The following is a 19,593-nucleotide window of genomic DNA, read 5'->3' as shown; positions in this document are numbered from 1 at the left end:
CGCGACGGCGGACCAGGTTGGCAGGAATCCTGTGCTCGAAGGCGGGCGGACACGCGCAGGGGTCGGCGGCCCGGACCAGACTGGACGGGTGACATCGACCTCGCCGGCCGCGGGCCACGGCCGACTCGGGCTCGTCCAGGGCACCGCTCTCTACATCGCCTCCGTCCTCGGGACGGGGCTGCTCGTGCTGCCGGGACTGGCCGCAGCGGTCGCGGGGCCCGCGAGCATCGTCGCGGTCGTCGCCGTCATCGTCCTGTCGGTCCCGCTCGCCGGCACCTTCGCCGTGCTCGCGGCCCGCTACCCGGACCCCGGCGGGGTCGCGAGCTACGTGCGGCGAGCGCTCGGCGACACCGCCGCCCGCATGACGGGGTACTGGTTCATGTTCGGCGTGTGCGCGGGTGCACCCGTGGTCGCGGTGCTCGGCGCCGAGTACGTGACCGCCGTCGCGGGAATCGACCACGCCCTCGTGCCGGTCATCGCGGCGGCGATCTTCGTGCCGCCGTTCGTCTCGAACGCCTTCGGCGTGCGCGTGGCGGGCGGCGTGCAGTTCGTCCTGACGGCGCTCCTCCTCGCGGTCGTCGTGGGCGTCGTCGCGCTCGCGGCGCCCGCTGTCGAGCCCGCGAGCTTCACGCCGTTCCTGCCGCACGGCTGGGCCGGCGTGGGCACGGCGATCAGCCTCTTCGTGTGGGCCTTCGCCGGCTGGGAGGTCGGAACGCACATCTCGGGGGAGTTCCGCGATCCGCGCCGCGCCATCCCGCTCGCGACCGCCATCGCGCTCGTCGTGACAGGCGCGTGCTACCTCGTGCTGCAGATCGTGACGGTCGGCGCGCTCGGCACGGCCGCGGGCGAGGGTCAGGTGCCGCTCCTCGAGCTCGCGCGCCTCGGCTCTCCCGGCTTCGGCGCGCCCGCCGTCGGAATCATCGCAGCCATCGTCGCCCTCGGCGTCATGAACGCGTACCTCGCGGCCTTCGCGAAGCTCGGGGCGTCGCTCGCCTCGAATCGCGACCTGCCGCGCTGGTTCTCCAAGGGGGTCGAGTCCGGCGGCGTTGCGCGCCGCGCGCTGGCCCTCACGGGCGTCGTCGCACTCGGCTACTTCGCACTGATGGTCGTCTCGGGACTGGACCTGACGCCGTTCATCCTCGTCCACACGAGCAGCATGGTCGCGATCTACACGCTCGGCATGGTCGCCGCCGTGCGGCTGCTCGAGCGCCGCACGTTCGGCTGGTGGCTTGCGCTGGTCGCGGCCGTGCTCTGCGGCGGGATGCTGGTCCTCGCGCTCGGATCGCTTCTCCCTGCCGTCCTGCTCGCCGCCGCGGCCGTCGTCGTGACGCTCGTCCGCCGCCGCCGCGGACAGCTGGAACGCCGCGGGCCGCGCCCGGAGATCCGGACGCGGCCCGCGGCGACGCAGTCGGCGACTACAGAGTCAGCGCCTTCTGCATGAGCTTGGCGTGCTCGACGGCGTGGACCTTCGGCGAGCCGGTCGCCGGTGATGCGGCCGAGTTGCGCGAGATGCGCCGGATCGTGCGCCCGTGGAGGTGCTTGACGACCTCGAGGGAGATGAACGGCCAGGCGCCCTGGTTCTCGGGCTCGTCCTGCACCCAGTAGAGCTGGGCGTTCGGGTACGCGTCGATGACGGCGTTGAGCTCGTCGACGGGCGCCGGGTAGAACTGCTCGAGGCGCACGAGCGCGATCTCGGGGTTCGGGTTCTTCTCCAGCTCCGCGCGCAGATCCCAGTGGATCTTGCCGGCGTGCAGCAGCACGCGCTTGACGGCCGACTTGTCCAGGCCGCGAGCGTCGTCCAGGACGGGCTGGAACGTGCCGTTCGTGAAGTCCTCCACCGCGCTGGTCGCACCACGGAGGCGCAGCATGGCCTTCGGCGTGAAGACGATGAGCGGGCGGCGCGGGCGGGCATACGCCTGGCGGCGCAGCAGGTGGAAGTACGACGCCGGCGTCGAAGGACGCGCGACCGTCATGTTGTCCTGCGCGCACATCTGGAGGTAGCGCTCGATCCGGGCAGAAGAGTGGTCCGGTCCCTGGCCCTCATACCCGTGGGGGAGCAGCAGCACGACGCTCGACTGCTGGCCCCACTTCTGGTCGGCGGCAGAGATGTACTCGTCGATGACCGACTGCGCGCCGTTGGCGAAGTCGCCGAACTGCGCCTCCCAGAGCACGAGCGAGTCGGGACGCTCGACCGAGTAGCCGTACTCGAACGCCATCGCGGCGTACTCGCTCAGCAGCGAGTCGTACACCCAGAAGCGCGCCTGGCTCTCCGAGAGATTGGAGAGCGGGATCCACTCCTGGCCGTTGGACCGGTCGTGCAGGACCGCGTGGCGCTGCACGAAGGTGCCGCGGCGCGAGTCCTGGCCGGCGAGACGGACGTTGGTGCCCTCGAGAAGGAGCGAGCCGAACGCGAGCAGCTCGCCGAAGCCCCAGTCGATGCCGCCGTTGCGGCTCATGTCGTTGCGCTTGTCGAGCAGCTGCTGGAGTTTGGGGTGGACGGTGAAGTCGTCGGGCTTGTTGACGAACGCGTCGCCGATGAGGTGGACGACCTCGGTCGACACGGCCGTCGACTCGGGTACGCCGTGCGCGGGCGTCTCGGCCTCCTGCGTCGGGGTCACGACCGAGTGGGCGCCGGTCTCGGCGGCGTGCGTCTCGGCGAAGGCGATCTCGAGGCCGTTCTGGAAGTCGAGCTTGGCCTTCTCGTACTCCTCCTCGGTGATGTCGCCGCGGCCGACGAGAGCCTCGGTGTAGAGGCGCCGCACCGAGCGCTTCGCCTCGATGAGGTTCGTCATGAGCGGCTGCGTCATCGACGGGTCGTCGCCCTCGTTGTGGCCGCGGCGGCGGTAGCAGACGACGTCGATCACGACGTCGCGGTGGAACTGCTCGCGGTAGGCGAAGGCGACCTGCGCGACGCGCACGACGGCTTCCGGGTCGTCGCCGTTGACGTGGAAGATCGGCGCCTGGATCGTCTTGGCGACGTCGGTCGCGTAGACCGATGAGCGGCCGTCGACGGGGATCGTCGTGAAGCCGACCTGGTTGTTGACGACGACGTGGATCGTGCCGCCCGTGCGGTAGCCGCGCAGCTGCGACATCTGCAGCGTCTCGACGACGACGCCCTGTCCCGCGAACGCGGCGTCGCCGTGCACGAGGATGGGCAGCCACGTGAAGGTGCCGACGGGCTTGCGGTCCTGCTTGGCGCGGACGATGCCCTCCAGCACGCCGTCGACAGTCTCGAGGTGCGACGGGTTGGCCGCCAGCAGGACGGGCAGCTCCTCGCCGCGGTCGTCCACGAACGTCCCCTCGGTGCCGAGGTGGTACTTGACGTCGCCCGATCCGCTCTTGCTGCCCACGTGGACGGCGCCCTCGAACTCGCGGAACACCTGGCCGTACGTCTTGCCGGCGATGTTCGTCAGGACGTTGAGGCGTCCGCGGTGGGCCATGCCGATCGCGGCTCCGTCCAGACCCGCCTGCGCGGCGCCCTGCAGGATCTCGTCCAGCAGCGGGATGAGCGCCTCGCCGCCTTCGAGGCTGAAGCGCTTCTGGCCGACGTACTTCGTCTGCAGGAACGTCTCGAACGCCTCGGCCTGGTTGAGCTTGGACAGGATGCGCAGCTGCTCGTCGTGACCGGGCTTCTGGTACTTGATCTCGACGTGCTCCTGGAACCACGCGCGCTGCGCGGGATCCTGGATGTGCATGTACTCGATGCCGATCGTGCGGCAGTACGAGTCGCGCAGGACGCCGAGGATGTCCCGCAGCTTCATGAGGCGCTTGCCGCCGAAGCCGCCCGTGACGAACTCGCGGTCGAGGTCCCAGAACGTCAGGCCGTGGTTCTCGATCTCGAGGTCGGGGTGCAGTCGCTGCACGTACTCGAGCGGGTCGATGTCGGCCATGAGGTGGCCGCGGACGCGGAACGCGTTGATGAGCTCCTGGACGCGGGCGGTCTTGTCGACGCGCTCGGCGAGGTCGACGTTGATGTCGCTGGCCCAGTGGATCGGCGCGTACGGGATGCGCAGCGCCGCGAAGATGTCCTCGTAGAAGTCGCGCTGCCCGATGAGCAGCTCGTGGACCTTCTTGAGGAACTCGCCCGAGCCCGCGCCCTGGATCACGCGGTGGTCGTAGGTGCTCGTGAGGGTGATCGTCTTGCCGATGCCCAGCTCGACGAGCGTCTTCTCGCTCGCGCCCTGGAACTCGGCCGGGTACTCGAGGGCGCCCGCACCGACGATGCATCCCTGCCCCTTCATGAGACGCGGGACGGAGTGGACCGTGCCGATGCCGCCCGGGTTGGTCAGCGAGATCGTGGTGCCCTGGAAGTCCGCCGCCGTGAGCTTGCCGCCGCGGGCGCGCGTGATGAGGTCCTCGTACGAGGCCAGGTACTCGCCGAACGTCAGCATCTCGGCCCGCTTGATGCTCGGGACCAGCAGCGAGCGCGTGCCGTCCGGCTTGGGCAGGTCGATCGCGATGCCGAGGTTGACATGCGCGGGCGCGACGACCGACGGCTTGCCGTCGACCTCGGCGTAGAAGACGTTCTGGCTCGGGAACTCCTGGATCGCCCGGATGATCGCCCATCCGATGAGGTGCGTGAAGCTCACCTTGCCGCCGCGCGTGCGGGCCATGTGGTTGTTGATCACGATCCGGTTGTCGATCATGAGCTTGGCCGGCACGGTCCGCACGCTCGTCGCGGTCGGAACCGTGAGCGACTCGTCCATGTTCGCGGCGAGCGTCTTCGGCATCCCGCGCAGGACCGTGACCTGGTCCTCCTCGCTGGACGCCTCACCCGTCGACGGGATCGCAGCGGGAGCCTGAGCCGGGATCGGCTGCATCGCAGCGGGCTTGGCCGTCGTCCGCGCGACCGGCTGCGCGCCGATCACCGGGATCGGCGCCGTGACGGGCCGAGGCTCGGTCGCCGGGGCGGCAGCGGGTGCCGCCGCCTCCGACACCGGCTGCGTCGGCACGGCGGGTGCGGCGGGCTGCGCCGGCGCATCCACGGGGTGGTAGGACTCGAGGATCGGCCACCATGCCTTGTCCACGGAGTTCCGGTCGACTGTGAACTGCTCGTACAGTTCCTCGACAAGCCATTCGTTGGCTCCGAACTCGCCTTCGCTCGAAACCCCGACGCCTGTCACCTGGCTCGACACGCTGGATCGCCTGCTTTCATCGGTGAAGATCTGCTGGACATGCGGGGCAGGATGCCTCCCACATGCACGACTGTTAAGCCTAACCCAGTCTTCCGTGCCGTTCCCGGGCTCGGAAGGCCGCAGCATGCATGAATCGGCATCATTATTCGCACAGGCAAGAATCACTAACCTTGATGCGTGGAGTTCTACGGTGAGCGGCCCGACGTCGATCTGACCTACTCTGACGTCTTCCTCGTGCCGCGAAGGTCTGCGGTCACGAGCCGCCTCGACGTCGATCTCGCACCCGGCGACGGCACGCCTGCGACGCTTCCCATCGTCTCGGCGAACATGAACTCCGTGACCGGCGCGCGCCTCGCGTCCACGCTCGCGCGCCGCGGAGGGCTCGGCGTCCTCCCGCAGGACATGCCCCTGCAGGAGCTGGATGCCGCGATCCGCTGGGTCAAGGCCCAGCCCGTCGTGTGGGACACGCCGCTCGTGCTCCCGCCCGAGGCGACCGTCGCCGACGCCGCACGACTCCTGCCGGCGACCGACGGCCACGGCATCGTCGTGGCGCCGGCGGCAGGCCATGACGGGCTGCACGTCGACGACATCCTCGGCATCGTCCCGGCCAAGCGCCTCGGCACGGCGCTCCCGGACGCGCGGCTCGGCGACCTCGCGCGCGGCCACGCGGCCTCGATCGACGCCGACGACGTCGAGAGCCCGCGGCACGCCTTCGACCTCATCGTCGGGGCCGAGGCCGAGACCGTGTGCGTGCTGCGGCACGGCCACCTGGTCGGAACCCTCTCGCGGCGCAGCGCCCTGCGGTCCAACATCTACCGGCCCGCCGTCGATCGCGACGGTCGCCTGACGGTCGCGGCCGCGGTCGGCATCAACGGCGACGTCGCGGGCAAGGCGCAGGCGCTCGCGGCCGCCGGTGTCGACGTCCTCGTCGTCGACACCGCCCACGGTCACCAGGAGGGGATGCTGGCCGCCCTGCGCGTCGTCGCGGGCCTGGACCTCGGCATCCCGATCGCGGCAGGCAACATCGTCTCGGCCGAGGGCGTGCACGACCTCGTGACGGCGGGCGCCGACATCCTGAAGGTCGGCGTGGGCCCCGGCGCCATGTGCACGACCCGCATGATGACCGCCGTCGGGCGTCCGCAGTTCTCCGCCGTCCTCGAGACCGCCGAGGCGGCGCACGTCATGGGCGCCCATGTGTGGGCCGACGGCGGCGTCCGCTACCCCCGCGACGTCGCGCTCGCGCTCGCGGCGGGAGCGGCATCCGTCATGATCGGCTCGTGGTTCGCGGGCACGATCGAGGCGCCCGGCGAGCTTCAGGTCGATGCAGCCGGTCGGTCATACAAGGAGTCGTGGGGCATGGCGTCGACCAAGGCCGTGCACGAGCGATTCGGACGGCTCGACCCGTACGAGCTCGCCCGCAAGGAGCTGTTCGCGGAAGGCATCTCGTCGTCCAAGATCTACCTCGACCCGCTCCGCCCGGGGCTGGAGGACCTGCTCGACATGATCACCTCGGGCGTGCGGTCCTCGTTCACGTACGCGGGCGCCGCGACGGTCGCGGAGTTCCACGACCGCGCGCGCGTGGGCCTGCAGTCGGCGGCCGGCTACGAAGAGGGCAAGGCGCTGCCGGTCAGCTGGTGAGAATCCGGTTGCCGGGGGTCCCGGCATCCGTCAACCTCCTCGGTCGCGGCGCTCAGTACTCGCGCAGCTCCCGCGGAAGAGTGACCTTCGGTGCGCCCCCAGCGCCGAACCTCTGCACGTCTGTGTTCGGCACCTCCGCGGGACGCTCGCCCGTGTACAGCCACGCGTCGAAGAGCTTCCCGAGCTTCATGCCGGACACCTCCTCGGCCAGCGCGATGAACTCCTTGGTGGTCGCGTTGCCCTTCTCGTGCGAGTCGTGCCATCGGGGCAGCAGCTCGAAGAACGCGTCATCGCCGATCGTGTTGCGCAGTGCTTGCAACGTCATCGCACCGCGGTCGTATACGGCCCCGTCGAACAGGAGATCGGGGCCGGGGTCTCCGATCACGACGCTCCAGAACGGATCGTCGTCCGGGATGCCGTTGTAGTAGGCCTCGAAGTAGTCCTGCGGGGCCGGCCCGCCGTCGTACTCGCTCCACAGCCACTCGGCGTACGTGGCGAACCCTTCGTTGAGCCAGATGTCGGCCCACCGGTCCAGGGGGACACTGTCGCCGAACCACTGGTGCGCGAGCTCGTGCACGACGACCCCGTCGTTCTGCCCATCGGACCAGAAGTCCTTCGAGTACACCGGGCGCGTCTGGGTCTCGAGGGCGAAACCGAGACCCTCCAGGTCGTCGACGATGCCGCCCGCCTCGTCGAACGGGTAGTCGCCGAACCAGCTTTCGAGCGCTGCGATGATCTCGGGCTGCCGCGCGAAGGACGCCGCGATGTCGACGCCGATGGGCGGCGGACTCACGCTCGTCGCCATCCAGTCGGTCTCGTTGCCCGGGCTGCCGTCGGGTGCGCCCGGCACCGTCCACCCGTCGAGCGAGTCGCCGTCGTCCTCGAACGAGGTCGTCCCGTCACCGCCCGGAGCGACGACGTCTTCGACCGCGACTCCATCGAAGGAGAAGACGTCGTCCGTGACGTAGGAGATCGCGACGTCGACCTGCTGGCCGGCATAGGCGGACAGATCGAAGGCCCACTGCTCCCACCCGTCGCTCGCGCCCGTCGCCGCCCACCATTGGCCGGTCGATCCAACGGGGAGGCACGCGCCGTCGCCGTCGTGCGAGAGGTAGTGGGCGAGGAACGGGTGCAGTACCGCGAGGACGTCGCAGGCAGCCGTGAACCCCGGTGCAGAGAAGCCCGTGTACTGCGAGAGGATGCCGCCCGTGTCCCCGATGGTCGTCCAGTCGTCGGTGCCAGTGGGGGCGATCTCCACGAACGCGAAGTCCCAGTCCGCTTCCGTGTCGCGGTCGACCCAGAACGACAGCTCAGGGGATGCCGCGTCCACCTGGATCGTCCGCTGCAATCGGCTGTACGCGAGCTCCGACGAGCCGGAGTACGCGAACGATGTGCCCGTGCGCGGCACGATCGGCAGCGCGAAGAGGTCGGGGTCGAGGGCATCCCAGTACGCGATGCCGTCCTCCGTGTAGGCGTCGACGTCGAACTCGCCGATGTCGATCGTCGCGAGATAGCTCGCCATCGGCTCATCCACATTCCACAGCCAGATGGAGTCGCCGCCCTGATCCCGCTGCGAGATCAGCCGGCCGTTCGAGATCGCTTGGAGACCCTGCGGCACCGTGATGCGGATCGTATAGAGCGCCTTGTCGGACGGGTGGTCGTTGACGGGGAACCACGAAGAGGCGACGTGAGGCTGTCCGGCCACGAGGACCCCGTCATCCGTCGCGAGGAACCCCGCCCCCTCGAGCGATTCCGGGACACCCGAATACCGGACGATCGTGACGAAGGGCAGGCCCTTCTTGAGCTTCGAGGAGGGCGTGACGATGAGCTCACCGCCCGAGCGTTCGTAGCTCGCCGTCCGCGCATTCACCCTGACGCTGGAAACATCGAGTCCATCGAGGTCGAGGTTGAACGACGAGAGGCTCTTCGATGCCGTCGCCGTGATGACGGCCGTGCCCACGAGATTGTCGGTGGCGGGATCGTACGAGACGTCGAGCCCGTAGTGCCTCACGTCGTACCCGGGGTTGCCGTCATCGGGGAAGTACGGGTCGCCGACCCCGTCCTTGCCGGCGGCCGCCGCGCTGAGGGGCGCTGCGAGGGCGATCACCACCGCGACTGCGGCGGCGATCCCGACGCGCCTGCGGGTCCTGGGCATTCCGGTCGATGCGTTCACGGCGGGACCTCCTCGGCGAGCAGTGACGCGCTCATCGTGGCCCCAGGCATGGCCCGCGTCAAGGGAGTGCGCGGCATCCGGATGCGCACCACCCGGACGCCGTCCGCGGCACTGCCGTAGACTGTGGCGCACGATGGACGACCCTCCTAGTCACAGACGATCGCCCCACCGACCCGCACCCACCACGATGGGGGGTGATGCGTGATGGAGTACGTCATGTTGGGCGTGGGGCTCCTGCTCACAGTAGGGACCGGACTCTTCGTCGCGAGCGAGTTCGCCCTCGTCAATCTCGATCGCGCCGACCTCGAAGCGCGCCGCGAGCGGGGTGAATCCCGCCTCTCACTGACGATCAGCGCGCTGAAGATCACCTCCACGCACCTATCGAGCGCGCAGCTGGGCATCACGCTCACGACACTGCTCACCGGTTACACGATGGAGCCTGCGATCTCGAGCCTGCTCGCGCCGGTGCTCACCGCATGGGGCGTGCCGTCGGGCCTCGTCTCGCCGATCGCCGTCTTCGTCGGCGTGTCGGTCGCGACGATCCTCTCGATGATCCTCGGCGAGCTTGTGCCGAAGAACTTCGCCCTCGCGCTCCCGCGGCAGACCGCCAAGCTCGTCATGCCGTTCCAGGTCGGCTTCACGACCGTGTTCCGGCCGGCGATCGTCGTGCTCAACGGCAGCGCCAACGGCGTGCTGCGCGCAGTGGGCATCGAGCCGAAGGAGGAGCTCTCGGGCGCCCGGACCGCCGAGGAGCTCTCCAGCCTCGTCCGGCGCAGCGCGAGCGCGGGCGTCCTCGAGGAGGACACGGCATCCCTCCTCGACCGCAGTCTCACCTTCGCCCGGCTCTCGGCGGCCGACGTCATGACGCCGCGTCCCAGCATCCATGCCCTTGCGGCGGGGGACTCGGCCGAGGATGCGATCCAGCTCGCGCGCCGCACGGGCCACAGCCGCTTCCCCGTCTACGACGACTCGATGGACGACATCGTCGGCATCGTGCACCTCAAGGCCGCCGTCGCCGTCCCGCGCGAGCGGCGCCCCGACGTGCCGGTCGCGGCATTGGCGACCGAGCCGCTGCGGATCCCCGAGGCGGTCCACCTCGACGCGCTCGTCTCGGAGCTGCGGGCCCGCGGCTATCAGATGGCGATCGTGGTCGACGAGTACGGCGGCACAGCGGGCGTCGTGACGCTCGAGGACCTCGTCGAGGAGATCGTCGGCGAAGTGCTCGACGAGCACGACCGCCGCCGCGCGGGCATCGTGCGCGAGGCCGAGGGCGTCGTGTTCCCCGGCGAGCTGCGGCCCGACGAGCTGCTCGACCGCACGGGCATCCGCGTGCCGGAGGGTGAGGTCTACGACACCGTCGGCGGCTTCCTCATGAGCGAGCTCGAGCGGATACCGACGGTCGGGGATGCTGTCCAGGTCGAGGACGGGACCCTCGCGGTGCAGCGCATGGACGGCCGGCGCGTGGATCGAGTGAGGTTCACGCCCAAGCCGATGCCCCACTCCTCTGACGAGGAAGGGGGCGAGCGATGAGCGACTGGGCCGGAATCGCCTGGCTGTTCGTGCTGCTCGTCGCGAACGCCTTCTTCGTCGGCGCGGAGTTCGCCGTCATCTCGGCACGTCGCTCGCAGATCGAGCCGCTGGCGGAGCGCGGGTCGCGCTCGGCCAAGACTGCCCTCTTCGCGATGGAGCACGCGACGCTCATGCTCGCGACGTCGCAGCTCGGCATCACGATCTGCTCGCTGCTGATCCTCAACGTCTCGGAGCCGGCGATCCACCACCTGCTCGCGGTGCCGTTGGGGCTCACGGGCCTCGGAGAGGCGGCCGTCGACGTCATCGCGTTCATCGTCGCGCTCGTCCTCGTGTCGTACCTGCACGTAGTCTTCGGCGAGATGGTGCCGAAGAACCTCGCGTTCTCGGTTCCCGACCGTGCCGTCCTGATGCTCGCGACACCGCTCGTGTGGGTGTCGAAGATCTTCCACCCCGTGATCGTGTCGCTCAACTGGGCAGCCAACAGCGTCCTGCGGCTCTTCCGCGTCGAGCCGAAGGACGAGGCCGCCTCGACCTTCACGCTCGACGAGGTCGCGACGATCGTCAACCAGTCGCGCATCGAGGGCGTCCTGGACGACATGGCCGGCACGGTGGCGGCCGCCGTCGAGTTCACCGACAAGAAGGCGAAGGACATCGCGGTGCCGCTCGGCGACATCGTGACGCTCCCCGCCGAGACGACGGCAGACGAGATCGAGGGGGCCGTCGCCAAGCACGGCTTCTCGCGCTACGTCATCGTCGACGACGAGGGCGCGCCGATCGGGTACGTGCACCTCAAGGACGTCCTTCGGGCGGCCGAGGGACCGGATGCCGCATCCCGCGCAGAAGGGGCGGGGGAGGTGTCGCGGACCCTCCCGCGCAAGCGCATCCACCACATGGTGCCGGTGCTCGAGACGACCGACCTCGAGGACGCGCTCGCGCTCATGCGCCGTGCCGGACGCCACCTCGCCCAGGTGCGCAACGAGCAGGGTGAGACGACGGCGGTGCTCTTCCTCGAGGACATCATCGAGGAGCTCGTGGGCGAGATCCAGGACGCGACGCGCCGTCGCCGCTGGGCGGGCTGACGCCCGGCTCGGCGCGCCGAGAGGCCGGAAGTTCTGGCGTTTCGGCGTCGGTTCACCAGAAGTTCTGGTGAACCGGCGGCGCGAGCCGCGGCATCCGTCCCCTGTCAGTGGCGGCGGCGCGCCCGGACGTACTGCTTCGGCCAGTAGTCGATGTCGGCGCCGAGCTCGCCCGCCGCGCGGAGGGCGAAGTGCGGGTCGCGCAGCCACTCGCGGGCCGACATGACGGCGTCGGCCTCGCCGCGGCGCAGGACGTCCTCGGCGTGGCGGCCCGTGTCGATGAGGCCGACGGCGCTCACGGGAACGCCGGCGTGCTCGCGGACGTGGTGGGCGAGGCCGACCTGGTAACCCGGCGCAGGGACGATCCGCTGGTGCGCGACGAGGCCGCCGCTGGAGATGTCGAAGAAGTCGACACCGCGATCCGCCGTCCACCGCGCGACCGTCGCGGTCTCCTCGACGGTCAGTCCGCCGTCGGCCCAGTCGGTCGCCGAGAAGCGGATGAACAGCGGCACGTCGGGAGCAGCATCCCGGACCGCGTCGACGACGCGCAGCAGCAGGCGCGCGCGGTTCTCCAGCGAGCCGCCGTACTCGTCCGTCCGGTGGTTGGCCAGGGGCGAGAGGAACTCGTGGAGCAGATAGCCGTGCGCCGCGTGGATCTCGAGGATCTCGAATCCCGCGTCGAGGGACCTGAGCGCGGCCGCGGCGAAGGCGTCGACGATCGCGTCGATGCCGGCGAGGTCGAGGGCCGCGGGCTCGGCGTAGCCGTCGAATGCGACGGCGGACGGCGCGACCGTCGGCCAGCCGCCCTCGTCGACGGGGACGCTGCCCCGCTCGCCCGCGAACGGCGACCAGGTCGAGGCCTTCCGGCCCGCGTGGGCGAGCTGGATGGCGGGCACGGAGCCCCGCGCGCGGATCGCGGCGGCGATCGGCGCCCAGGCGTCGCGCTGCTCGTCGTTCCAGATCCCGGTGTCCTCCGGCGAGATCCGCCCCTCAGGGACGACGGCCGTCGCCTCGGCCATCACGATGCCCGCCCCGCCTGACGCGAACTGCGCGAGGTGGGTGTGGTGCCACTCCTGCGGCACGCCCGCCACCGCGCTGTACTGGCACATCGGGGCGACCCAGAGGCGGTTGCGCGCGGTGACCCCGCGGATCGTGAAGGGGGTGAACAGGGTCGTCGTCATACATGCTCTCCGGCGTAGTGTGTGGCCATGGGCGGATCGTGGACGGGCTCCGATGTCGCAGGACTCCTCCGAAGGCCAACCGCCGCCGACGACAAGTATTCCCGCGGTGTGCTCGGTGTCCGAACCGGGTCGGCCCAGTACCCCGGCGCCGCCGTCCTGGGCGTCGAAGCGGCGTGGCGCACGGGCGTCGGCATGGTCCGGTACGTCGGCGCGGCGCGCGATCTCGTGCTGCAGCGCCGCCCCGAGACCGTCACGGTCGACGGGCGCGTTCAGGCGTGGCTCATCGGCTCGGGAACGGATGCCGCGTCCCGCACCGGCGACGAGACGTATGCGCTGCGCGGCATCCTGTCCGGCGACGTCCCCGTCGTCGTCGACGCGGGCGCGCTCGATCTCGTGACCGACGCGACGGCGCCGCTCGTGGTCACGCCGCACGATCGGGAGCACGCGCGGCTGCGCGAGGCGCTCGGGCTCGACGAGCCTGCAGGCGGCGACGAGGCCCGCGCTGCGGCCGTCGCCGAGACGGCCGCAGCCCTCGGCGCGACCGTGCTCCTCAAGGGGCACCTGACGATCGTCGCGGCGCCGTCGGGCCCGGTCCGCACCGTCGACGCCGGCACGCCGTGGCTCGCGACGGCAGGGACGGGCGACGTGCTGGGCGGAGTCATCGGCGCGCTCGTGGCGGCCGCAGCGACCGACGGGGATCCGGATGCCGAGATGCTCGCCGATCTCGCCGCCTCGGGCGCGTGGCTGCATGGGCGGGCCGCCCACCTCGTCGTCGATGACCTGGGGCCGGCGGGCGGGCCATTGACGGCGCTGGACGTCGCGGAGGCCCTGCCCCGCGCTGTCGCCGAGCTGCTCTGACGCGCGGGGAGGAGCATCCCGACCCGTCCCACCGTGCGCCGTCGTCGGGCGGATGCCGCGGGTCGTTCGGCTGTCGCGGATCCACGCGATGACGGTGCTCCGCGTGGAACCGCGACAACCGAGTCGCGCGACCCGCGGCTCGAGCCCGCGGGCGCCCGGGTTCGGGGGCCTCGCGAGCCCGCCTTCTAGGATGGGGAGGTGTCGAGGCGGGCGGTGCTGTGGATCGCGTTCGCCGTCGTCCATGTCGGGGTCGCAGTGCTCGGCTTCGTCCTGCCGAACCAGCCGATGGGCGACGTCACCAACGTCTACGAGCCCTGGTCGACGCAGGCTCTCGAAGGTCGCGGGATCGTCGGAATCACCGAGCCGTGGGTGTATCCGCAGCTGGCGCTGCTGCCCATGGTGCTCGCGCACGCGTTCGCGTGGATCTCCGGCTACCTCGTCGCGTGGGCGATCCTCGTGACCCTCTGCGACGCCCTCGCCTTCGCGATGCTCATCGGGCGCGCGCGGTCGACGGGACGGTGGATCGGCGGCTGGTACTGGCTCGTCTTCATCGCGGCCCTCGGGCCCGTCGGGATGTATCGGCTCGACGGGATCACCGTCCCGCTCGCGCTCGCCGGGAGCCTGTGGTTCGTCGGCCGGCCCTGGCTCGGATCGGTCCTCCTCGGCGCGGCGACCTGGATCAAGGTGTGGCCCGCGGCGCTCCTGGCCGCAGCCCTCATCGCCGTGCGCCGGCGGCTCGCGGTCCTGGGCGGAGCCGCCGTCCTCTCCGCTGCGATCATCGCCGTCGTGATCGTTGCGGGCGGGGCGGCCAACCTGTTCGGCTTCGTGACCGACCAGGCCGATCGCGGGCTGCAGCTCGAGGCGCCGGTCAGTGCGTTCTACCTGTGGCGCGCCGTCGCGGGCATCCAGGGATCGTTCATCTACTACGACCAGGACCTTCTGACCTTCCAGGTCACGGGTCCCGAGGTGGACCCGCTCATCGCCCTCATGACACCCGTGCTCGTCGTCGCGGTCACGGCAGTCGCGGCGCTCGGCGCGTACAAGGCCTGGCGCGGCGCGACGTTCGCATCGCTCTACCCGAATCTCGCGCTCGGGCTCGTGCTCGCGTTCATCGTCTTCAACAAGGTCGGCTCGCCGCAGTACCTCACCTGGATCGTCGCGCCGATCGTGGTGGGCCTCGTGATCGACCGGCGCGGATGGTGGAAGCCCGCTGTCCTCGGCCTCGTCGCGGCGGGGCTCACGTTCTGGGTCTATCCGGGCATGTACGCGGGTCTGCTGCGCGCCGAGGCGTGGCCCGCGGCGGTTCTGACGCTGCGCAACGCCGTCCTCGCCGCAATGCTCGTCTGGATCGTCGTGCGCCTCGTCCGCGTCCCCGAACACCACCGCGCCGGACTTCCCTCACGCCTGGCCTGACCGATCTGGAGGATCACATGCTCGTCGCCTTCTCCGTCGCCCCGAGCGGCACCGGCAACGCCGACGGCTCGGTGCACGACGCCGTCGCCGCGGCCGTCCGCGTCGTGCGCGAGAGCGGCCTACCTGCCCGCACGACGTCGATGTTCACCGAGATCGAGGGGGAGTGGGACGAGGTCTTCGACGTCGTCAAGCGCGCCACCGAAGCCGTCCTGCCGTTCGGGTCGCGCGTCTCGCTCGTCCTGAAGGCCGACATCCGCCCCGGCTGGACGGGTGAGCTCGACGGCAAGATCGAGCGCCTCGAGGCCGCGCTCGACGACGGCGCCTGACTCGCTCCGGCCGCGGGAGCAGCATCCGGAGTCGCTCCTCGAATCGATTCGACAGGATGCTGTGCGAGCCGCTAGCATGACCGCGTGACCTCCTCGACTCTCTCGAGGGGTGCGGCGACGGGGGCGCTCCTCTCTCTCGCCGTCGGCAGCTTCGGCATCGGCATGACCGAGTTCGTCGTCATGGGCCTGCTGCCCGACATCGCGCGCGATCTGCTTCCCGCGCTCTCGAGCGCCGACCCCGAGGCCGCGATCGCCCAGACGGGCTGGCTCATCACTCTCTACGCGCTCGGCGTGGTCGTCGGCGCTCCGACGATCGCCGGGGCCGTCGCGAAGTATCCGCGGCACCGGGTCATGATCGGGCTCGCGCTGGCGCTCACGGCCTTCAATGCGCTGACGTTCGTCCTGCCGAGCTTCGAGCTCGTGGCGGCATCCCGCTTCCTGGCCGGACTCCCGCACGGCGCGTACTTCGGCATCGGCGCGCTCGTCGCGGCCGACGTCCTCGGGCCCGGCCGGCGCGCGAAGGGCGTCGCCTTCGTCCTCACGGGTCTCACGATCGCGAACGTCGTCGGCGTGCCGCTCGGAACCTACCTCGGACAGCAGGTCGGCTGGCGCGCCGCCTTCATGGTCGTCGCGGCGATCTTCGCGGCGGCCACCGTCTGCATCGGCTTCTTCGTCCCGGAGCACGAAGGCGATGCGGCGCGCACGTTCCGCGCAGAGCTCGGGGTGTTCCGGATCGGACAGGTGTGGCTCACGCTCGCCGTCGGTGCGATCGGATTCGGCGGCTTCTTCGCCGTCTACAGCTACGTCGCGCCCATGGTGACCGAGGTCGCCGGCTCGCCCCAGTGGGCGGTCCCGATCGTGCTCGTCGTCATGGGCATCGGCATGACGGTCGGCAACCTCGTCGGCGGCGTCGTCGCCGACCGCGACCTCAAGCGCACGATGCTCGTCGGGTTCGTCGCGCTCGCCGTCGTGCAGACCCTGCTCGCCCTGTCGGCGCAGGGCGTCTGGGCGCTGGCCGTCTTCGTCTTCGCGACGGGTTTCATCTCGTCGTGCCTCAGCCCCGCGATCCAGACCCGGCTCATGGACGTCGCGGAGGACAACCAGTCCATCGCGGCCGCCCTCAACCACTCGGCCCTCAACATGGGCAACAGCCTCGGGGCCTTCCTCGGCGGAACCGTGATCGCGATCGGGTGGGGCTTCACCGCCCCCGCGTGGGTCGGCGTCGCGCTCGCCCTCTCCGGGCTCGTGCTCGCCGTCGTGAGCTTCGCGGTCGACGCACGGCGCCGGGTCGCCGTCCCGGCCTGAGCCACGGCCTGCCGGATTGAGCCCCGGCATCCTCCGATCCTCCCGGCGGGCGGAGGAGAACACACCGGCGGAGGACGGAGCCCGGCATCCTCCGCTCCTCTCGGCGGGCGGAGGAGAACACACCGGCGGAGGACGGAGTCGCTGCATCCGTCCTCCCTGCGCCGGATGCCCTCCCCTCGTCGGCCGCCGCGCCGCCCAGGCGGTTCGGGATGCCGTACCCCGGCGGCTGCCGGACCCCGGCCGGGCCCCACGTAGGCTGAGCGGGTGACAGAGCCGACCCCACCACCGGGCGCTTCACCCGCCGACCGGGCCGTCCGGGCCCTCGCCGACGTCGTCGGCGAGTCGAGGCCGCGAGTGCCCGGCGACGGCACGGATCCCGGCATCCCTGTCGCCGCGACGGTCGTCGTCCTGCGGGACGGGCCGCGCGGGCCCGAGGCTCTCCTGATCGAGCGGCCGGACCGCGGCTCGTTCGCGGGGGCGTGGGTCTTCCCGGGAGGCAAGCTCGACGACGCCGATCGCGCGCCGGGCGGCGAGGAGGAGGATGCCGCGCGCCGCGCCGGCGTGCGCGAGGCGTGGGAGGAGACGGGGCTCGAGCTCGACCCCGGGATTCTCCAGACGATCTCGTGCTGGGATCCGCCGCCGGGCCTTCCGCTGCGGATCCGCACGTGGTTCTTCGCCGTCGAGGCGGACGCCGCCGAGCTCGTGCTGTCCCCGGGCGAAGCCGTCGCGGCGGAGTGGGTGCGGCCCGAGGACCTCCTCGCGCGGCACGCGCGCGGCGAGGTCACGCTCTACCCGCCTACGTGGGTCACGCTCCACTCCATCGCGGGCCAGCCGGACGTCGAGACGGTGCTCGGGATGCTGCGCCTCGCCGGATTCCGCCGCTTCGAGACGGTCGCCCGCCGTGGCGCCTCGGGGCCCCTCCTGCTGTGGCAGGAGGACGCCGAATACGAGGCGGAGGTCGGGGACGAGGCCGGGCCCACGCGCCCGGAGGCTCCGGGCGACGCGTCAGTTCTGCCTGGAGGGGGCGTGGGGACCCTCACCGCCGCCGCCCGCCACCGGCTGGAGCTCGGCTCCCTGCCCTGGGTCTATACGCGCAGCGGCTGACTCAGGCGGCCAGCAGGCGGCGCAGATGCGCGCCGACGGCGTGCGTCTCGATGAGGAAGCCGTCGTGGCCGAAGTCGCTCGTGAGCACGACCGCGCGGTCGCCGTCGAGCGTGTTCGGGATGCCGCGCGCGATGCGGTGCTGACCCTCGACGGGGAAGAGCCGGTCGCTGTCGATGCCGAGCACGAGGGTGGTCGCCGTGACGCGCGCCAGGGCGTCCTCGATTCCGCCGCGATCGCGGCCGACGTCGTGCGAGTTCATCGCCTCGACGAGCGTGATGTAGGTGTTGGCGTCGAAGCGACGCGTGAAGCGGTTGCCGTGGAAGTCGAGGTACGACTCGACGGCGAAGCGGCCGCCGTGACCGAGGGGGCTCACGCCCGACTGCCAGGAGCGCTGGAAGCGCTGATTGAGCTCGGTGGGGCTGCGGTAGTTCAGCAGGGCCATGCGCCGGGCGAGGGCGAGTCCCCGGTGGGGTCCGTCGCCCGCGTCGGCGTCGTAGTACTCACCGCCCTGGAACCGCGGGTCGATCGAGATCGCCTCGAGCTGCACGGAGTTGAGGGCGATCTGGTCCGCCGTGTTTACGGGCGGGGCGGACAGGATGCCCACCCGCGAGACGCGCTCGGGCAGTGAGACCGCCCACTCGAGTGCGTGCATACCGCCCATCGAGCCGCCGAGCACGGCGGCCCACGTGTCGATGCCGAGCGCGTCGGCGAGGCGCACCTGCGCTGCGACCTGATCGCGGATCGTCAGGTACGGGAAGCGGGAGGCCCACTCGTAGCCGTCCGGCGCGATGCTCGCGGGCCCGGTCGAGCCCTGGCAGCCGCCGAGCATGTTCGGCGCCACGACGAACCAGTCGTCCGTGTCGATCGGCGAGCCCGGGCCGACGATGTCGCTCCACCATCCGGCGGTGGGATGCCCCGGCCCGGCGGGTCCGCGGACGTGGCTGTCGCCGGTGAGGGCGTGCAGCACGAGCACCGCGTTGTCGCGGGCCGCGTTGAGCTCGCCCCACGTCTCGTAGGCGAGGCGGTAGCCGGGCAGCTCGCGGCCGCCCTCGGTGCGGAACGCTCCGAACGCCGCGAAGTGCCGGTCGCCCACGGGGTCGCCGTCACGCCACGCGCCCGTCGCGGGTGGCCGCCCGAGCAGGAGCCGGGCATCGGCCTCCGTCACGGGTGCCGACGGCACCGTGTCTTCGGAGGTCTGCCAGTCCATCGGTCCATTCTCCCGGGTCGGGATCGGATCGGGCGGTGTATTACACCCCCGCGCGGTCACCGAGGCATGCGATCATGCGGACATGCCGACCGCAGAGCCGTTCATGCCCGCCCATGAGTCGCCGGCGCCCAAGCCCGGCACCGAGCACGACCTCGATCACGACGTCGACGTCCTTCTCGAGGACGCCAGTGCCGACGCCCCGGACGGGGCCGTGCTCGACCCCGAGGCGCCCGCGCCGCCGTTCCGCGCGCCCGTCCCGGGCGAGCACCTCTCGCGCGAGGATCTGCTCGAGGACCTCGGCGGGGCCGACGACGTGGAGGACCACGCCGAAGGCTGACGCGCGGTGGGCGCACAGCATCCGCTTTCGCACACGACCCCCGGATGCTGCGCCGCAATGTCGCAGATAACCGCAATGTCGCAGGGATCGGGCTCGGATTGTGTGACGTTGTGGCGATCTGCGGCGCTGTGGCGCGGGCAGGCACGCGGGCCCGTCACGCGCGCGATCCCGGATGCTGCGCCGCAATGTCGCAGATAACCGCAATGTCGCAGGAATCGGGCTCGGATTGTGTGACGTTGTGGCGATCTGCGGCGCTGTGGCGCGGGCAGGCACGCGGGCCCGTCACGCGCGCGATCCCGGATGCTGCGCC

Annotated in this window: 14 protein-coding genes; 10 read left to right on the top strand and 4 right to left on the bottom strand. The window is 71.1% G+C overall.

Annotation, left to right across the window (positions count from 1 at the left end; genetic code table 11):
• Window positions 1-88: 88 nt before the first annotated feature.
• Entirely contained in the window at window positions 89-1,441 is a 1,353-nt protein-coding gene (locus ABZ477_RS12335) for an amino acid permease (RefSeq protein ID WP_360133092.1), read from the top strand.
• Here ABZ477_RS12335 and ABZ477_RS12330 read toward each other — a convergent pair.
• Window positions 1,416-5,135 (bottom strand): multifunctional oxoglutarate decarboxylase/oxoglutarate dehydrogenase thiamine pyrophosphate-binding subunit/dihydrolipoyllysine-residue succinyltransferase subunit, encoded by a 3,720-nt coding sequence (locus tag ABZ477_RS12330; RefSeq protein ID WP_360133089.1) that lies wholly within the window; start codon window positions 5,133-5,135, stop codon window positions 1,416-1,418. The genes ABZ477_RS12335 and ABZ477_RS12330 overlap by 26 nt on opposite strands.
• A gap of 177 nt (window positions 5,136-5,312) precedes the next feature.
• On the opposite strand from ABZ477_RS12330, the gene ABZ477_RS12325 reads away from it, so the two are divergent.
• Window positions 5,313-6,773, top strand: a complete 1,461-nt coding sequence (locus tag ABZ477_RS12325) for a GuaB1 family IMP dehydrogenase-related protein (protein ID WP_360133086.1) — start codon at window positions 5,313-5,315, stop codon at window positions 6,771-6,773.
• A 52-nt stretch (window positions 6,774-6,825) separates the two neighbouring features.
• Here the strand turns inward: ABZ477_RS12325 and ABZ477_RS12320 are convergent, their stop codons facing one another.
• The gene (locus tag ABZ477_RS12320) at window positions 6,826-8,946 is read right to left on the bottom strand and encodes a M1 family metallopeptidase (RefSeq protein WP_360133083.1); all 2,121 of its coding nucleotides are present in this window, start codon (window positions 8,944-8,946) and stop codon (window positions 6,826-6,828) included.
• Window positions 8,947-9,150: 204 nt separating this feature from the next.
• On the opposite strand from ABZ477_RS12320, the gene ABZ477_RS12315 reads away from it, so the two are divergent.
• Both ABZ477_RS12315 and ABZ477_RS12310 read left to right on the top strand, forming a co-directional pair.
• Window positions 9,151-10,476, top strand: coding sequence for a hemolysin family protein (locus ABZ477_RS12315; protein ID WP_360133080.1), 1,326 nt, complete (start codon window positions 9,151-9,153; stop codon window positions 10,474-10,476).
• Window positions 10,473-11,555 carry a hemolysin family protein gene (locus tag ABZ477_RS12310; protein ID WP_360133077.1) on the top strand — a complete coding sequence of 361 codons (1,083 nt, stop codon included), beginning with the start codon at window positions 10,473-10,475 and terminating at the stop codon, window positions 11,553-11,555. The genes ABZ477_RS12315 and ABZ477_RS12310 overlap by 4 nt, the downstream gene beginning before the upstream one ends.
• Window positions 11,556-11,659: 104 nt before the next feature.
• Here ABZ477_RS12310 and ABZ477_RS12305 read toward each other — a convergent pair whose 3' ends face one another.
• The gene (locus tag ABZ477_RS12305) at window positions 11,660-12,733 is read right to left on the bottom strand and encodes an NADH:flavin oxidoreductase/NADH oxidase (protein ID WP_360133074.1); all 1,074 of its coding nucleotides are present in this window, start codon (window positions 12,731-12,733) and stop codon (window positions 11,660-11,662) included.
• 27 nt (window positions 12,734-12,760) lie between these two features.
• Between ABZ477_RS12305 and ABZ477_RS12300 the strand changes: the two genes are divergently transcribed.
• The 5 genes from ABZ477_RS12300 (at window position 12,761) to ABZ477_RS12280 (ending at window position 17,739) form a co-directional block, all read left to right on the top strand.
• Window positions 12,761-13,591: an ADP/ATP-dependent (S)-NAD(P)H-hydrate dehydratase gene (locus tag ABZ477_RS12300; protein WP_360133071.1), complete on the top strand. Its 831-nt coding sequence runs from the start codon at window positions 12,761-12,763 to the stop codon at window positions 13,589-13,591.
• A 198-nt stretch (window positions 13,592-13,789) separates the two neighbouring features.
• On the top strand, window positions 13,790-15,004 hold the full coding sequence (locus tag ABZ477_RS12295) for a hypothetical protein (RefSeq protein WP_360133068.1): 1,215 nt from the start codon (window positions 13,790-13,792) through the stop codon (window positions 15,002-15,004).
• Between the two features lie 17 nt (window positions 15,005-15,021).
• Window positions 15,022-15,330 carry a thiamine-binding protein gene (locus tag ABZ477_RS12290; protein WP_360133065.1) on the top strand — a complete coding sequence of 103 codons (309 nt, stop codon included), beginning with the start codon at window positions 15,022-15,024 and terminating at the stop codon, window positions 15,328-15,330.
• Window positions 15,331-15,414: 84 nt separating this feature from the next.
• The gene (locus tag ABZ477_RS12285; RefSeq protein WP_360133062.1) at window positions 15,415-16,635 is read left to right on the top strand and encodes an MFS transporter; all 1,221 of its coding nucleotides are present in this window, start codon (window positions 15,415-15,417) and stop codon (window positions 16,633-16,635) included.
• 264 nt (window positions 16,636-16,899) lie between these two features.
• Entirely contained in the window at window positions 16,900-17,739 is an 840-nt protein-coding gene (locus tag ABZ477_RS12280; protein WP_360133059.1) for an NUDIX domain-containing protein, read from the top strand.
• Between the two features lies 1 nt (window position 17,740).
• On the opposite strand, the gene ABZ477_RS12275 is transcribed toward ABZ477_RS12280, so the two are convergent.
• On the bottom strand, window positions 17,741-18,946 hold the full coding sequence (locus ABZ477_RS12275) for a homoserine O-acetyltransferase (protein WP_360133056.1): 1,206 nt from the start codon (window positions 18,944-18,946) through the stop codon (window positions 17,741-17,743).
• Window positions 18,947-19,028: 82 nt separating this feature from the next.
• Between ABZ477_RS12275 and ABZ477_RS12270 the strand changes: the two genes are divergently transcribed.
• Complete coding sequence (locus tag ABZ477_RS12270; protein WP_360133053.1) at window positions 19,029-19,283, top strand: hypothetical protein; 255 nt, start codon at window positions 19,029-19,031, stop codon at window positions 19,281-19,283.
• Window positions 19,284-19,593: the final 310 nt, after the last annotated feature.

The organism is Microbacterium sp. NPDC019599 (assembly GCF_040632175.1).
In the GTDB taxonomy this organism is placed as follows: Bacteria; Actinomycetota; Actinomycetes; order Actinomycetales; family Microbacteriaceae; genus Microbacterium.
Note: the sequence above shows the minus strand (reverse complement) of the source record. Positions and strands in the feature narration are given on the sequence as shown.

Coding starts and splice junctions, on each gene's coding strand:
- ABZ477_RS12315 (WP_360133080.1), top strand. CDS start 9,151: ATGGAGTACGTCATGTTGGGCGTGGGGCTCCTGCTCACAGTAGGGACC.
- ABZ477_RS12310 (WP_360133077.1), top strand. CDS start 10,473: ATGAGCGACTGGGCCGGAATCGCCTGGCTGTTCGTGCTGCTCGTCGCG.
- ABZ477_RS12305 (WP_360133074.1), bottom strand. CDS start 12,733: ATGACGACGACCCTGTTCACCCCCTTCACGATCCGCGGGGTCACCGCG.
- ABZ477_RS12300 (WP_360133071.1), top strand. CDS start 12,761: ATGGGCGGATCGTGGACGGGCTCCGATGTCGCAGGACTCCTCCGAAGG.
- ABZ477_RS12290 (WP_360133065.1), top strand. CDS start 15,022: ATGCTCGTCGCCTTCTCCGTCGCCCCGAGCGGCACCGGCAACGCCGAC.
- ABZ477_RS12275 (WP_360133056.1), bottom strand. CDS start 18,946: ATGGACTGGCAGACCTCCGAAGACACGGTGCCGTCGGCACCCGTGACG.
- ABZ477_RS12270 (WP_360133053.1), top strand. CDS start 19,029: ATGCCGACCGCAGAGCCGTTCATGCCCGCCCATGAGTCGCCGGCGCCC.